Source organism: Bradyrhizobium sp. Leo78 (assembly GCF_059512425.1).
In genome coordinates this window covers 31,686-46,880 of record NZ_JCAMOT010000025.1, presented here as the reverse complement: position 1 = coordinate 46,880, position 15,195 = coordinate 31,686, and the positions used below count along the sequence as shown (strand labels likewise).

The window sequence follows — 15,195 nt, the reverse complement described above, 5'->3', positions numbered from 1 at the left end:
AAAACGGACAATCTGTTCTGTGCGTTGCCGCAGGGTTAGATTACACTGCGCGACGCACCGATCCTGCTTGCGATAAGGCCGATGCCCATCAGCGCGAGCGCGAGACCCCACACGTTCAATCCAAGCCTCCCGTATCCACCAACTCCCTGCGCCGCAAGCAGCGCAAGGCCGGTGCCGGTCATGAGGGCGCCGAGCACGTAGCGCCACGCGGGCGCCGGTGCGCCCGCAGTCGCGCGCGGCCGCTCAAAGCGTCCAAATGCTATAACAAGAGGAATAAGCGCCATCGCATTCGCTGCGAGCCACGGGAACCGCGACCACCACCACTCGGAGCTTCCCGGCTCAAGCCGTAGACCGAAGCCGCCGGCGAGATAGGCTGCGAGGATCACAAGGGTGGTGGCCGTCAGGTGCCAAATAAACAGCGTCATGATGTTGCCGTTCATCGCCACGGTTGCCGTCCACGCTATGCGGCCAGCCAGCCAGCGGCGCGCGGGTACCTGCGCGGCAAGCAGCAACGCGCCCTGCATGATTGCGAGCGCTATCAGCGTGACCTTCGGCGGTGTCGTGGTGCTGACCGGATCGCCGGGGACGCCAATCATCGAGACAGGATAAGGCCCGATGTGTACCAGCAAAAGTAGCACGGAAAAGCCCAAAGCGGCGCCGACTAGCAGTGTCCTGAGCTCGGAAAATCGCTCGTCGAGCCACGCATAACCGAGCATGGAGATTGCACCCCAGACGAACAGATAGTTCGCGAAGCCAAGCCAGCGCAAACCGACGGCAAAGTACATGACATCGACAGCAACTGCAGCGGCTGTCAGAGCCCAGAACGATCCCATACCAAATCGGGCCCATGCAGCCTCAGTGGCTGGCACGAGCAGAACAATTCCGATGTACACCGCGAGGAACCAGATTGGTATGAACGCAGCCTGCGAGCCATAGCTGATCAGCTCCGGCCGCACGCCGCGGGCGTACTCAATTGCAACGATCGCCACCCAAACCGTGAGCAGTGGGAGGATTGGCCACACGAGACGCCGCAAGCGGCCTTCAAGCCAGGCTGCATATGATTTGTCGTCCCGTCGCGCGGCACGCCAACTGATGCCGTTCGCGTATCCGCCGACCATGAAGAAGATCGGCATGACCTGCACGACCCATGTAAGCCAAGCGGTCCAAGGAACGACCGTCAGGATATGGGATGTCTTCAACGTGTCGGTTGCGTCGAAATAGGGCGCGGCGGCCAGCCAGTGCCCGACAATCACCACCAGCATCGACATAGCTCGCAGGAAGTCGACGTAGCGGTTTCGGGACGCGGGCGTCCGGTCAGCAAGCTCGGCAGCACGGGACCAAGCCGCCATGATCATTCTCCAACCTGCCGTCCAGCCTGTGTGACCAAGTCAACATGAGCAAGTCAACGGATTGGCGCTCGTGAGCATCCTCCGCGACCTTAGCTCGATCGAACCGGGTTGCAAACGCGGACGGTCCGGAGCTCTCTCGACGTTTGCTGCTTGGATGCATAGTGCATCGCGGCTGCGGGACCGTAAGCCTGAAATCGCCGAATAAGCACTACGGTCAAATTGGTGGCATGACCACTGATTGTGGGCCAATGCCGCCAATTTGAAGTTCCCTGCAGCATTTGCCGCAAGCTCGTTCAGGAACTTCAGATCAGAAAACGGCATTAGAATCATGAATTTGTTGACGCAAGTTACTTCCGAGGTTCGTCTCAAAATTGTTGTCGTGTTTTACGAACTTCGGAAGTGAGGCACTGGCCGCACTTGCCGGTAGCCAATGGAAAGCCGACACTTCCAGAGGCCTGACCGGCCGAGGCGCAGTATCTACCGGCCGTCGGGAGGAGTGCCATGGAGCGCATCTGGCTCAAGCACTACCCGCCGGGAGTTTCGGCGGAGATCGACCCGTCGCGATACGCATCGCTCGTTGCGATGCTCGAAGAAAGTTTTGCCAAATATCGCGAGCGCACCGCCTTCATCTGCATGGACAAGGGGCTGACCTACGGTGAAACCGACGAGATGTCACGCGCTTTCGGGGCTTGGCTGCAGGGCAGAGGCCTGGCGAAGGGTGCACGCGTCGCCATCATGATGCCGAACGTGCTGCAGTATCCGGTGGCGATCTGCGCCGTCCTTCGTGCCGGCTTCACCGTGGTGAACATCAACCCCTTGTACACGGCGCATGAGCTCGAGACTCAGCTCAAGGATGCCGGCGCCGAAGCCATCATCGTGCTTGAGAACTTCGCGCATGCCCTGCAGCAGGCAATCGACAAGACCAGCATTAAACACGTCGTCGTTGCCTCCATGGGCGACCTCCTGGGCTTGATGAAAGGCACGATCGTCAATCTGGTGGTACGGTGGGTGAAGAAGATGGTGCCGGCCTACTCGCTGCCGGGCGCAACGCCGTTCAATGCGGCCCTCGCGGCCGGCAAGAACATGACGTTGACCAAGCCGCAGCTCGGATCCGACGATCTCGCATTCCTGCAATACACCGGCGGGACCACGGGCATCGCCAAGGGCGCGATGCTGTTGCATCGCAACGTAGTCGCCAACATGCTGCAGATCGACGAATGGCTGAAGCCGGTATTGGAGAACGAGCCGAAGGTCGATCGTCTGACCGTCATGGCGGCGCTGCCGCTCTATCACATCTTCGCGTTGACGGCATGTTTCCTGCTCAGCGTCCGTACCGGCGGCCAAAACATTCTCATCCCAAACCCGCGCGATATTCCCAGCCTCATTGAGGAGCTTGCCAAGTACAAGGTCAACCATTTTCCGGCGGTGAACACGCTTTACAACGCGCTGCTCAATCATCCGGATTTCGGCAAGATCGACTGGAGCATGCTCAAGTGCGCTGTCGGCGGCGGCATGGCGGTGCAGAAATCAGTGGCGGACCGTTGGTTCAGGACCACGGGCTCGCCGCTGTGGGAAGGTTATGGCCTGTCGGAGACGTCGCCGGTCTTGACCTGCAATCCGCCGACCGCACCCGAATGGGACGGCACCATCGGGCTGCCGATGCCGTCAACGGACATCTCGATTCGCGACGACGACAACAACGAGGTGCCGCTTGGGGAGCCGGGCGAGATCTGCGCGCGCGGCCCGCAGGTGATGCCGGGCTACTGGAACCGTCCGGATGAGACGGCCAACGTCTTTACTCCCGACGGCTTCTTCCTCACTGGCGATATCGGCATCATGGACGAGACCGGCCGGACTCGGATCGTCGATCGCAAGAAGGACATGATCACGGTGTCCGGGTTCAAGGTCTATCCGAGCGAGGTCGAGGCGGTGGTGTCGAGCCACCCGGGAGTGCTCGAATGCGGAGTGATCGGCATCCCCGATCCGCGCTCCGGCGATGCGGTGAAGCTGTTCGTCGTCAAGAAGGATCCAAACCTCACCGAAGCGGCCCTGATCGCCTACTGCCGAACGCGGCTCACACCCTACAAGGTGCCGCGGCTGGTGGAGTTCAGGACCGAGCTGCCCAAGACCAATGTCGGCAAGATCTTGCGCCGGCAGTTGCGCGACGAGTCGGCAGGCTTCACTACCGTCGGCTTCCCTGGCTAACCCCCCGTTTGGCAGCGCCAGCTTCGATCCTGCGCCTGCAGGGATTGCAGGCGCGTAGCGCGACGCGCAGCATCGGGCATTCCGCCGACAACAAATGGTTCACCCGGCTTGTGTTTGCTGCCTCCATCGTCGAGGCGGTGGAGAAAATCGACCTCACTTACCCGATGATCGATCCTGAGAAGAGAATGGAGTTGCAAACGATCCGCGCGGCCCTGAGCCGCGAGAAATGGGGACAGTCCCATATCGAGCAATCTCGTCGGGCACCTTCGCTCCGCGATCCGCCCTCAGTCTCGGTTCAGATCAGCTTCCCCATCGCTACGGCGGTATCCGCCATGCGGCACGAGAATCCCCACTCGTTATCGTACCATGACATCACGCGTACCAGCGTGCCATCCATGACCTTCGTCTGATCCATGTGGAAGACGGAGCTGTGCGGATCGTGGTTGAAGTCGATGGAAACATTTGGATCGTTGGTATAGCCGAGAATCCCGTTAAGCTGCTGGTCGGCGGCGCGCTTGATCGCGGCGTTCACCTCGTCCTTCGATGTCGCCTTCTTGGCGACGAATTTGAAATCGACCACCGAGACATTCGGCACCGGGACACGAATGGCGACACCGTCGAGCTTGCCGTTCAGTTCCGGTAGCACGAGGCCGACCGCCTTTGCCGCGCCTGTTGACGTCGGGATCATCGACATCGCCGCCGCTCGCGCGCGGTACAAGTCTCTGTGCAATGTATCCAGCGTCGGCTGGTCGCCCGTATAGGCATGGATCGTTGTCATGAAGCCCCTTTCGATCCCGATCGCATCGTTGAGCACCTTGGCAACCGGCGCCAGACAGTTGGTCGTGCATGAGGCGGCGGAGACGATCTTGTGCTCCTTCGACAGCCCGTCGTGATTGACGCCGTAAACCACCGTGAGATCGGCGCCGTCGGCCGGCGCCGAGACAAGAACGGCCTTTGCACCTGCTTTGAGATGAGCGGAAGCTTTGCTTTTTGAGTTGAAGACGCCCGTGCATTCGAGCGCAATGTCAACGCCCAGGTCCTTCCATGGCAGGTCCGAGGGATCCTTGATCGCGGTGACTTTGACTTTGCCGTTGCCGACGCTGATGGCGTCGCCTTCGACCTTGACTTGCCCTGGGAAGCGGCCGTGCACGGAATCATATCGTAGAAGGTGCGCGTTGGTCTCCACGGGCCCGAGATCATTGACAGCGACCACCTCGATATCCTTGCGGCCCTCCTCGATGATGGCGCGGAGAATGTTACGGCCGATGCGGCCGAATCCGTTGATGGCGACGCGAACGGTCATTTTCGGCTCCCTTCTTGGCACTACGCTCCGACACTGTTTCCTGTCGGGATAGGGACGATACTAGTTTCGATGATTTCAGACGGTGGGCATTGTCGTGCGGACGGCCCTATGCGACTGCCTGCCTCCTTTTGATCCGGACACTTGGCCCCGGGGCATGATGGAACTCGCTTTAGGCGTGTCTGCTGGCCGTATGAGTTCTGACGCTTCAAGGTCGATTATCAGCGTGGCGCCCGTCTGCGGCTCTACTGTGGGCTATCCGAGATGGCCTATATAATGGCATTTAATCGGGCTCGCGATTGATGGTTCCTTGCAGCGAACCAAATCAAATGCACGGAAAGCGGAATGGCAGCCTTCGTCTCGATCGCCCCACTCGCTCTGATCGTTCTTCTCATGGCCGTATTGCGGTGGTCGGCGGCCAGCGCGGGACTGGTCGGACTCGTGGCGGCCGCGGCTGGCGCAATCGGATTCTTTGGCTTCGGAACGCGCATCTACGCTGAGCAGGGCATCGCCGGAGTGCTCATCGGAACCGGTGCGGAGGCAGCTTTCTCGGCCGCTGACATCGTGTGGATCATCCTGCCGGCTCTGTCCCTCTATGAGCTGCAGCAGCGCTCAGGCGCGATCGATGCCATCCGCAGGGGATTGATGAGTTTGTCCTCGGACGAGACCCTGCTTGCCCTCGTCATCGCCTGGTTCTTTGCGTCGTTCATGGAAGGAGCGGCGGGGTTCGGCACACCTATCGCCCTGGCTGCGCCTCTTCTGGTCAGTCTCGGCTACACACCCGTCGTGGCGGTCGCTTTGCCGCTCATTGGTCATGTCACAGGCACTTCGTTTGGCGCGCTCGGCACTCCGATCTTGGCGCAGGCCGATGTGTCAGGCATCAGCGGCAGCAGCATCGCCCCGCCGACGGCCTTGCTGCATGCGAGCCTGGCGCCAATGCTGGTGCTTTCGATCGTGTTCATCGCGAGCAAAGCGCGATTCCAGGTGAAATACGCGGCATGGGCCATCGTCGCCGCCATTTGTTTCCTGCTGCCGTACCTGGTCTTGGCCATGTGGGTAGGACCAGAGCTGCCGACGATCGGCGGAGCGCTGGCCGGCGGATTGGCATTTGCTTTTGTCCTCAGACGGATGCATCCGCAGCAAGCTGAAACTCTGGATGCGAGATCGCTTGCCATTGCTGCTCTACCATATGCCGTGCTGGTCGGCTTGATCCTCGTGACGCGTCTCGTTCCGCAGATCCGCGATCCGCTCCGGCAGATTGTGCTCGAATGGGGGTTGCCCGGACCGTTCAGCGGACGCGTCGAGCTCCTCTATCATCCCGGGACCATGCTGCTCGCAGGATTTCTGTTCGGCGGGCTCTTGCAGGGATGCAAGATTGCCGATCTGGCCGGTGCCGTCACTGCTGCTATCCGTCGACTGGTTCCCGTCGCCGCTGCCTTGTTCTCGATGCTCGCGATAGCGCGGCTGATGGTCCATGCGGGCATGATAGAGGCACTGGCGGAAACGGCTACACGGACCGGTCAGGCGTGGCCGCTGCTTGCGCCTTCAGTTGGGGCAATCGGCTCCTTCATCACGGGATCGACAACCGTCTCCAACATCCTCCTGACGGATCTTCAGCAGGCAGCCGCTGCCGGGCTCGGCTTGCCGATGTTGGCACTGATCGCCGCCCAGGGATTCGGAGCTGCCGTCGGCAATTGTGCGGCGCTGCACAACATCATCACGGGCGCTGCCACGGTCGGCCTGCAAGGACGTGAAGGCGATATTCTGAGGAAGACGGGACCAGTTTGTCTTGGATACCTTGCGCTGGGAGGCGTTCTTGCGCTGACGTTCGCGCGATGGTTCCCGTTTTAGAAGTGGCCGCGTTGTTCCATCGGATGGCAGCGGCTGGACTGATTCCTGCCGTCATGTAAGGTTGCATCTGGATTGGACCGCATAAGCTCATCGGAGCTATGAACCCGTGCTCAGACCCGGGAGGCCATCATGAACATTGTCGTGTTCGAAACCGAGGAATGGGAGCGACAAGCCTTCCTGCGCCTTGAGCCAAGCCATCGCGTGCGCTGCGTTGCTGAGCCGCTGGACCAACGGAACGCGGCTGACTTCTCCGAGGCCGAAGTTGCCAGCCCATTCATCAACTCGCGGTTTGACGCAGCAGCCCTCGCACAGTTCCCGAGGCTAAAGCTGATAGCGACGCGATCGACGGGATACGATCACATCGATCTCAGCTACTGCGCCGCACACGGCATCATCGTGTCGAACGTGCCTGACTATGGCGATTCCACCGTGGCCGAGCACGTCTTCGCTCTGCTGTTGGCAGTTGCGCGCAATCTCGTGGAGTCGGTGGAGCGGACGCGGCGCGGGCGGTTCACGCAGACGGGGCTACGCGGCTTTGAGCTCCGCGACGGGACAATCGGCGTCATCGGCACCGGCCGGATCGGGATTCGCGTGATCGAAATCGCACGCGGCTTCGGCATGAATGTTCTTGCTTACGACCTCCGACCGGACGAAGCGGCCGCCGTCCGGCTCAAGTTTTCCTACGCGAGCCTCGACAAACTGTTGTCGGATTCGGACGTCGTGACGCTGCACGTGCCCGCAACGTCCGGCACGGCCAGCATGCTCTCGGATCGCGAGCTCGCCCGCATGAAGCCGGATGCAATCCTGATCAATACGGCACGCGGCCATATCGTTGACGTTGAAGCGCTGGTGCGGGCGCTGGCTAACGGCAGGCTCCGCGGCGCCGGCCTCGACGTTCTGCCGCAGGAGCCCCTGATCCGCGAGGAGGCGGCGATCTTCCACCAGGACGCAGTTCGGGACGCCGATGATTTCAAGGCACTGGTTGCGAACCATGTGTTGCTGCGCTTTCCCAATGTGGTGGTGACGCCGCACAATGCGTACAACACCGAGTCGGCGCTGCAGCGCATCACCGCGACGACGCTTGCCAATATCGAGGCGTTTGCGCGCGGGACGCCGCAGAACGTCGTGTCCGCGCATTGAAAGTTCGCGGCGCCGCGAGTGCTCGCGTGATCAGGACGCACGGTGAAGCGGCACGCTGGTTCGCTCGCCCGGGTACAGAACGAAATGCCGTTCGTCGACCGCGATGGAGATTGCGTCCGCTCCACTTGGATCGCTCGCCAGCGTCAGCGCATCCTGGGTTATATCCACGCTGAGCGAGTGCTGGCGGTAGCGGAGCCGAAATGCAAGCCGGCGCAGTTCATCCGGTAATGCCGGGTGAAAATGCAGTTCTTCGCCGCGCAGCTCCAGCCCGGTGAAGCAGCGTTGCAGCAGGTCGATCGTGCCGGACATGGCGCCGAGATGAATGCCTTCGCGCGTGGTCCCGCCTTGAACGTCGCTGATGTCACTTTGCAGAGCCTCCGTGAAAAGTGACCAGGAGCGTTGCCGGCAGGAGCGCGCCAAGACCCAGGCATGCACGAGGGCGCTCAGGGTGGAGCCGTGCGAGCTGCGCCGCAGATAGTAGTCGATGGTTCTGGGGATCGTGGCAGGATTGAAAGTGTAACCAAGGCGGTTGAAGAGCTCCGCCAGTTCTTCTGCGGAAAACAGATAGAACAACATCAGCGCATCGGCCTGCTTGGAGAGCTTGTAGCGATTGGGCGAGTCGCTCTCCGCCTCGAGGATCAGGTCGAGCCGCATGATATTCGGGTATTTGCGGCGATAGGCGTCCCAGTCGAATTCCTGTAGCAGCTCATAGCCTTCAAACTGGCTGAGAATGCCGTCGTCGTGGAATGGCAGGTACAACTTGCAACTGACATGCTCCCAATGTGCGAGTTCCTCCTGCTCGATCCGCAGGTTCTGGCACAATTCGTGACAGCGTTCCTTTGGCAGCAGCTCAAAGAGGTCGAGCGCGCGGGCAATGCACCAGACGGCCATGACATTGGTGTACGCGTTATTGTCCAGGCCTGCCTCATCCCGATCCGGATAGCCGTCATGGAATTCGTCCGGCCCCATCACCCCGCGGATATCATAGCGGTCGCGTGCTTCGTTCCACTGCGCAAGACTGGCCCAGAAGCGGGCAATCTCGAACATCAGCTCGGCGCCGAAGGAGTAAAGGAACTCGGCATCGCCAGTGGCTTGATGGTACTGCCAGACATTATAGGCGACGGCCGCGCCGATATGGCGCTGCAGATGTGTGTCGTCTTTGATCCAGTTGCCGGAACGCGGGTTGAAGTACATCACGTCGGTTTCTTCGCGCCCGTCGCTACCGCTCTGCCATGGGTACATCGCGCCGCGGAAGCCGGCTTGCCGCGCGGCCCAGCGCGCCTCATCGAGGCGCCGGTAGCGGTAGAGCAGCAAGGCACGCGCGAGGATCGGAAAATGCAGGTTCAGCAGCGGGAAGATGAACAGCTCGTCCCAGAAGATGTGGCCACGGTAGCCCTCGCCATGCCAGCCGCGGGCGGGGATGCCAGCATCCAGCTCCATGCTGTGGCTGGAAGCTGTCTGAAGCAGATGGAAGAGATGCAGACGCACGGCCAAATGCGTCTCATCCGCTTCGTCGCTGGCGATATCGAGCAGATCCAGGTCGCAGCGCTCCCACAAATGTCCCCAGACACGCTGATGGGTTTGCAGAAGTGCATCAAAGCTGTCGGCGCGTGCGATGGCCGTGCGCGCTGCGGTTTCCGGATCGGCGATGGCGCGGTCCCTGGAGGTATAGAGCGCGACGATCTTCTCGATCTCGATGCCGGCGCCCGGCACGGCATCAAGGGCGATGTCATAGCCGACGCGCGCCGCTTCCTCGATCGGGTGCTTGTGCACGGCGGCATCAAGCCCGCGCGCGCGTACGTCCAACCGTGCGGCCTGTGCGATCCGTAGCTGCGACTGCGTCATCTCCACCTGAAGCAGCATGGAGCAAGGCGCGAAGGCGGCGGCTTCGCACACACGCAGATTCCGGCTTTCAAACGCTTTGTATCTCGGCACGCCGGTATTGGCGACGTCGCCGTCCAGCATGGCGCGCACGGTGAGCAGGCCGGACCAATTCTGCGAGGTGACGGTGACATGCTGGCCGGCGAGGTGCTTGCTGTCCATGTGCACGAAGCGGCGCTCAGTGAGGTTGATTTCCCGCCCCAGCGGGTCGCGCACCCGCAAACTTCGCAAGTACAGACCGTGGCGCAGATCGAGCGTTTGCTGATACTCGAGCACTTCGACGCGACGCAGGTCGAACCAGTCTCCGTCGTCGATCCGGAAGGTCAGTGGCAGCCAGTTGGGGAGGTTGACCAGGTCCTCGTTCTCGATCGGGCGACCATCGATCATGGTGGTGAGCCGGTTGTAGCCGCCGGCGAGATACGTGCCGGGATAATACAGATCATCAGCGCGCGCTTCGGCGGCGGCTCCGCGGGTCACGAAGTATCCGTTGCCAACGGCGAACAGGGTTTCGCGACGCCCTTCCAGGGCAGGATCGAACCCCTCATGGACAAACAGCCAAGGGTCCGGCCGAGCGCGGGCCGCGGGATGGCGGGTCTCGGTTCCTTGTTGCGCGATGAACGGGTCAAGCCGATGCACGTCGGGCTTGGCGACAAGCGGGCGCGGCGTCACTCGATCGTCCAATTCCAAATCGATCTGGTTGAGGTCGGCGACGACGATATCGGCACCGGCGTTCTTCAGGTCCGCACCATGGCCGACCCGGTCGATGCCGATGACGAGGCCGAAACCGCCGGCTCGTCCCGCTGCCACGCCGGCGATCGCGTCCTCGATGACGGCCGTGCGATCGGGCGAGCTCCCGAGGCGCTGCGCCGCCGCAAGAAAAGTGTCGGGCGCTGGCTTGCCCGGGAGCCCCAGGGTCGCGGCATCGCGTCCGTCGATGCGAGCGTCGAACAGATGATCGAGCCGCGCAGTTTGCAGAATCTCCTGGCAATTGCGGCTCGCCGAAACCACCGCCGTCTTCAGGCCGAGCGCGCGCAGACGCCGAATCAGGGCCACCGTGGAAGGATAGACGTCGACCCCTTTGCCGCGCATCCTCTCCAGGAACAGTCCGTCCTTTCGCACGGCGAGGCCCTGGATGGTTTCGACCTCGGGACCATCGCGCTCATCGCCTTCCGCGAGGCCCACGCCGCGCGCGGCCAGGAAGGCACGAATGGCCTCTTCGCGCGGACGGCCGTCGATGTACTTGCGGTAGTCCTCAAGCGTGAATGGCGCGAAGGCAACGCCGGTGCGACGGGTGTACCCTTCGAAAAAAACATCGAAGGTTTGCGTCCAAGCCTGGAAATGGATGCGCGCGGTATCTGTCACCACGCCATCGAGATCGAAGGCGACGGCATCAAATTGCGACGGAACAAGACCGGCTTTGCGAGACATGCCTCGGCTCACGGAGTTATTGCGACGTACGCCAGCATTGATTTCCAATTAAACGGAGTGGCTCGGCTCCACATACAAGGCAGCGCCGAGGAGGCCCGCATGAGGACGTAAGATCTGGTCGATCGGTATCCCGTCCAGATACGAGCTGAACTGTCCCTTTGCAGTGAAAGCCTGCTTGAGCGCTTCGACATCCCAGAGTGGCCGCAGTCCGCGGCACAGTCCGCCAGTAATGACGACCCCGCCGCTGGTCAAAAGGGTCAGGGCGAGATTGCCGGCGGTCGCACCGAGGATGGACGAGAAGATCCTTATCGCCTCACAGCAAGTAGGGCACTGGTTCGCTGCGGCGCGGGCCGAAACGTCTCTGGGATCCTGCAGATCGATGATCTGCCCATTCATCTTGGCCAGAGTTGTCGCAATCGCCAATAACCCCTTTCCGGACAGCAACTGTTCGGCTGACACATGCGGATAGTGCCTGTGGAGATGCGACAGGATCTCGACTTGGACACTGTCCGCCGGAGCGAATGTGGCATGCCCGGCCTCACTCGGGAGTCCGACAAGTGTTCCCGCATTATTCAGCAGAAAAGCAACACCGAGGCCGGTGCCGGGGCCAATGACGAGGGAAGGCTGGCTTGGATCACGTGTTCCCGCTTTTACGGAACGGATCTCATCGGGTTGCAGTGCGGCAACGGACAGCGCCTGGGCGAGAAGATCATTGATCACGATTAACTTGCGCAAGCCGAGCCGCCGCCGCACATCCGCTATCGAGAAATGCCAGGAGCTGTTGCTGAAGGTCACCTCATCGCCCAGGACGGGGCCCGCCACAGCGAGCACCGCCTCTTCCAGCATCGGGACGCCGGACAGATAGTCCTCCACCGCCTCGACAAGGCCGGGATAGTGGGCGACCGGTAGCTTGCGCGCATCCGATGGATGCGAACCAGGCTCTGCAATCGCAAACCTTGCGTTGGTGCCGCCAATGTCTCCGACCAGCCGCATGGCGTTCATCCCCTGAGGATGATAATGTTCAACTTCTATTTCCAGGCGAGAAGGCTTGCAACATGATACAGCAGCCGGAGACAGCCTCAAAGCCTATCGTTACACTGACGCTCAGCCCGACCATTGATCTCGCGTTCCAGTCGAACGAGATCAGACCGATCCGTAAGAATCGTGCGGTACAACAGCGCACGGATGCGGGAGGCGGCGGCATAAATGTCGCGCGTGTGCTGAAGGAACTGGGCGCCGAGGCCTACGCCATTTACCTGGCTGGCGGCGCTACTGGACTCGTCTTGAATGAACTTGTCTCGAAATTGGACGTGCCAGCAAAATGCGTCAATATTGCCGGCAGCACACGCATCAGCTTCACGGTCTTCGAAGAGATTTCGGGGCTCGAATATCGTTTCGTAAGCGAGGGCTGTTCTCTTGTCGAAGCAGAGTGGCAATCGGCCCTATCGCACCTCAAGGAATGTGACGCAGACATCATCGTCGCGAGTGGTAGCTTGCCGCCGGGTGTTCCCATCGATTTTTACGCCCGCGCGGCCGACATCGTGCGGAGCAATGGAGCACGCTTGATCCTTGATACCTCAGGGCCTGCGCTCCAAGCGGCCGTGTCGGCAGGAGGCATTTGTCTCGCCAAGCCCAGTGTTGGGGAGTTCGAGACGTTGACACACAGAAAGTTCGAGTCACCCGAGGAACTTGTCGATGCCGCGACGTCTTTGGTCGCTACCGGGTCCGTCGAAAACCTTGCTGTGACCATGGGACGCGATGGCGCATTGCTCGCAACTCGGTCAGGCACGTTGCGACTACGAGGCCCTAAGGTGAAGCCTGTGAGCGCTGTAGGGGCGGGCGATAGTTTTGTAGCGGGCATGACCTTTGCGCTGGCGCGCGGAAAAAGTGCTGAAGATGCATTCACGCTCGGCATGGCCGCGGGTGCCGCTGCTGTCCTGACACACGGCACCCAATTGTGCCGTCGGGAGGATGTCGAGCGTCTCCATGCCGAAGTGATGGCCGAGCGCCTGTCCATGCAGCCAACCTAGCGCGCTGGCGTCGTAACCTCGACCTCGCAGTCGCTCCGCACCGAGCTTCCCGGATGCCCGGGACGAACACGGACCAATCAGAGACAACCATGGGCGCAGCGGCAGAGTCGACTTTGACGAGTGGCGTCACATCGCTGGCATACGATGTCTGCCAGCGATGTGCGAAGTTGCTTGCCACCGACTGCGGGAAAGGGCTCGATCCGGCTGAAGCAGCGAGGCGGCTGCAGGCGTATGCGCCATACAACCCAGCAGTGTACGATCCGGCATAAAAATGCTAGTAGTGAGCAACCAGCGCGGCGCAAAAGGTCAGCGAATAAGCCGCGGGGCGGGTACCATGCTCTTCGAAGGAGATTAACTGCGGCACAAAAAGTCACTAGATGAAGCCGCATGCGAGTCCTGCCTGATCGAGCCGGAACGGAAGGGATCACATGGTCATGCGTCGTCGACGGGCGAAAATAGTTGCTACCGTTGGCCCGGCCAGCGCTTCGCCAGAGATGCTTAAAGCGCTGTTTGTCGCAGGTGTGGACACATTCCGTCTCAACTTCAGCCACGGAACCCAGAAGGATCATGCAAACGTCCATGCTGCGATCCGCGCACTCGAGCAGGAAATGCAGCGCCCAATCGGCGTTCTGATGGACCTGCAGGGGCCCAAAATTCGCGTTGGCACCTTGCGCGACAAGAAGATCACAGTTCGGTCCGGTGAGATCGTTCGCTTTGTCGGCTCCGGATCGGAAGGTGACGCCGGGGCTATACCCTTGCCGCACCCGGAAATCTTTGCAGCCCTTGCCCCCGGCGACGATCTCCTGATCGACGATGGCAGGGTGCGCGTTCGCGCGACGAGACTGGGCAATGACACCATCGAGGCCGAGGTGATCGTGGGTGGTGCGATCTCGAACCACAAGGGCGTCAATTTGCCGGGAACGATTCTCGATCTGTCGCCGCTCACCGCAAAGGACCGCGCCGATCTGGAATTCGGCCTGCGCCTTGGCGTGGACTGGGTAGCTCTCTCATTTGTGCAGAAGCCATCGGACATGATCGAAGCACGGGCGCTGATTGGCGAGCGCGCCGGGCTCATGGCGAAGATCGAGAAGCCCGCGGCACTCGAGCGGATCGATGACATTATCCAGATGTCGGATGCGATCATGGTTGCACGCGGCGATCTGGGCGTCGAGATTCCGCACGAGGAAGTGCCCGCTCGCCAGAAGGAACTGGTCCGCGCCTGCAGGCTGGCCGTCAAACCGGTGATCGTCGCCACTCAGATGCTCGATTCAATGGTGACAGCCCCGACACCCACGCGTGCCGAGGCTTCAGACGTCGCCACCGCAATCTATGACGGCGCGGATGCCGTGATGTTGTCGGCGGAGTCGGCCACCGGCCAGTACCCGCGAGAGGCCGTCGAAATGATGGACCGCATCATCCGCAGCACAGAGCAGCACAAGATGTATCGCTCGATCATCGAAGCAACCCAGCCCGATGAGGAGCAGACTCCGCCGCACGCGGTGGCCGCGGCGGCGGCCGACTTGGCCTCGGCGATCCGTGCGGCGGTCATCGTCGCCTATACCGCAAGCGGGACAACGGCCGCACGTGTCGCGCGGAAGCGGCCCAGGGTGCCGATCCTGGCGACCACGACGAGTGTGGAAGTGTCCCGTCGCCTCTGTCTCTTCTGGGGTGCACACAGCGTGCTTTCCGACGATGTGAAAGCCTACGAGGAGATGGTCAGCCGCGCGACGGAGCTTGCGAAACGGGAAGGGTTCGCCGGCGCCGGTGATACTTTGGTGGTCGTTGCCGGCATACCGTTAGGCCAGGGCGGGACAACCAACAACTTGCGCGTCGTTTCGGTCTCCTGATCTCCCCGGTGGGGCGGAGATTGCCGAACTGGCGGCCGAGCGCGACGAGAGCCGTACCAGTGATCGCCGGCAACCAAAAACCGACACCCGAACCGGTCGAGCCGGGAACGCGCTGCCTCCCGATTGACTTGATCTGTTGGAACCTTTGCTAATAGGGAGCCGGG

General features: G+C 61.4%; 9 protein-coding genes and 1 pseudogene. 5 read left to right on the top strand and 5 right to left on the bottom strand.

What is annotated here, in order from left to right:
* Positions 1-35: 35 nt before the first annotated feature.
* Positions 36-1,349 carry an acyltransferase family protein gene (locus tag AC5ZG1_RS27540; RefSeq protein ID WP_496134632.1) on the bottom strand — a complete coding sequence of 438 codons (1,314 nt, stop codon included), beginning with the start codon at positions 1,347-1,349 and terminating at the stop codon, positions 36-38.
* A gap of 501 nt (positions 1,350-1,850) precedes the next feature.
* On the opposite strand from AC5ZG1_RS27540, the gene AC5ZG1_RS27535 reads away from it, so the two are divergent.
* Positions 1,851-3,554 (top strand): long-chain-fatty-acid--CoA ligase, encoded by a 1,704-nt coding sequence (locus AC5ZG1_RS27535; protein WP_496134631.1) that lies wholly within the window; start codon positions 1,851-1,853, stop codon positions 3,552-3,554.
* A gap of 295 nt (positions 3,555-3,849) precedes the next feature.
* On the opposite strand, the gene gap is transcribed toward AC5ZG1_RS27535, so the two are convergent.
* Positions 3,850-4,857 carry a type I glyceraldehyde-3-phosphate dehydrogenase gene (gene gap / locus AC5ZG1_RS27530; protein ID WP_130225214.1) on the bottom strand — a complete coding sequence of 336 codons (1,008 nt, stop codon included), beginning with the start codon at positions 4,855-4,857 and terminating at the stop codon, positions 3,850-3,852.
* A gap of 342 nt (positions 4,858-5,199) precedes the next feature.
* Between gap and AC5ZG1_RS27525 the strand changes: the two genes are divergently transcribed.
* Together AC5ZG1_RS27525 and AC5ZG1_RS27520 are read left to right on the top strand one after the other, a co-directional pair.
* Complete coding sequence (locus tag AC5ZG1_RS27525; RefSeq protein WP_496134630.1) at positions 5,200-6,705, top strand: L-lactate permease; 1,506 nt, start codon at positions 5,200-5,202, stop codon at positions 6,703-6,705.
* A 129-nt stretch (positions 6,706-6,834) separates the two neighbouring features.
* Positions 6,835-7,845: a hydroxyacid dehydrogenase gene (locus AC5ZG1_RS27520; protein ID WP_496134629.1), complete on the top strand. Its 1,011-nt coding sequence runs from the start codon at positions 6,835-6,837 to the stop codon at positions 7,843-7,845.
* 30 nt (positions 7,846-7,875) lie between these two features.
* Here AC5ZG1_RS27520 and AC5ZG1_RS27515 read toward each other — a convergent pair whose 3' ends face one another.
* The 3 genes and pseudogenes from AC5ZG1_RS27515 to glk form a co-directional block, all read right to left on the bottom strand.
* Positions 7,876-10,395, bottom strand: coding sequence for a glycoside hydrolase family 65 protein (locus tag AC5ZG1_RS27515; protein ID WP_496134678.1), 2,520 nt, complete (start codon positions 10,393-10,395; stop codon positions 7,876-7,878).
* Positions 10,396-10,557: 162 nt separating this feature from the next.
* Positions 10,558-11,154, bottom strand: a pseudogene (locus AC5ZG1_RS27510) (HAD family hydrolase); the annotation flags it as partial.
* A 48-nt stretch (positions 11,155-11,202) separates the two neighbouring features.
* Positions 11,203-12,147 (bottom strand): glucokinase, encoded by a 945-nt coding sequence (glk, locus tag AC5ZG1_RS27505; protein ID WP_496134628.1) that lies wholly within the window; start codon positions 12,145-12,147, stop codon positions 11,203-11,205.
* A 62-nt stretch (positions 12,148-12,209) separates the two neighbouring features.
* Here glk and AC5ZG1_RS27500 point away from each other — a divergent pair, with 62 nt between their 5' ends.
* Complete coding sequence (locus tag AC5ZG1_RS27500) at positions 12,210-13,184, top strand: 1-phosphofructokinase family hexose kinase (protein ID WP_496134627.1); 975 nt, start codon at positions 12,210-12,212, stop codon at positions 13,182-13,184.
* Positions 13,185-13,618: 434 nt separating this feature from the next.
* Entirely contained in the window at positions 13,619-15,031 is a 1,413-nt protein-coding gene (gene pyk, locus AC5ZG1_RS27495) for a pyruvate kinase (protein ID WP_496134677.1), read from the top strand.
* The last annotated feature ends 164 nt before the right edge of the window (positions 15,032-15,195 follow it).

What these genes read in the sequence shown, in the direction of transcription:
- AC5ZG1_RS27540 (WP_496134632.1), bottom strand. Translation starts at nt 1,349, where the DNA reads ATGGCGGCTTGGTCCCGTGCTGCCGAGCTTGCTGACCGGACGCCCGCG.
- AC5ZG1_RS27535 (WP_496134631.1), top strand. Translation starts at nt 1,851, where the DNA reads ATGGAGCGCATCTGGCTCAAGCACTACCCGCCGGGAGTTTCGGCGGAG.
- gap (WP_130225214.1), bottom strand. Translation starts at nt 4,857, where the DNA reads ATGACCGTTCGCGTCGCCATCAACGGATTCGGCCGCATCGGCCGTAAC.
- AC5ZG1_RS27525 (WP_496134630.1), top strand. Translation starts at nt 5,200, where the DNA reads ATGGCAGCCTTCGTCTCGATCGCCCCACTCGCTCTGATCGTTCTTCTC.
- AC5ZG1_RS27520 (WP_496134629.1), top strand. Translation starts at nt 6,835, where the DNA reads ATGAACATTGTCGTGTTCGAAACCGAGGAATGGGAGCGACAAGCCTTC.
- glk (WP_496134628.1), bottom strand. Translation starts at nt 12,147, where the DNA reads ATGCGGCTGGTCGGAGACATTGGCGGCACCAACGCAAGGTTTGCGATT.
- AC5ZG1_RS27500 (WP_496134627.1), top strand. Translation starts at nt 12,210, where the DNA reads ATGATACAGCAGCCGGAGACAGCCTCAAAGCCTATCGTTACACTGACG.
- pyk (WP_496134677.1), top strand. Translation starts at nt 13,619, where the DNA reads ATGCGTCGTCGACGGGCGAAAATAGTTGCTACCGTTGGCCCGGCCAGC.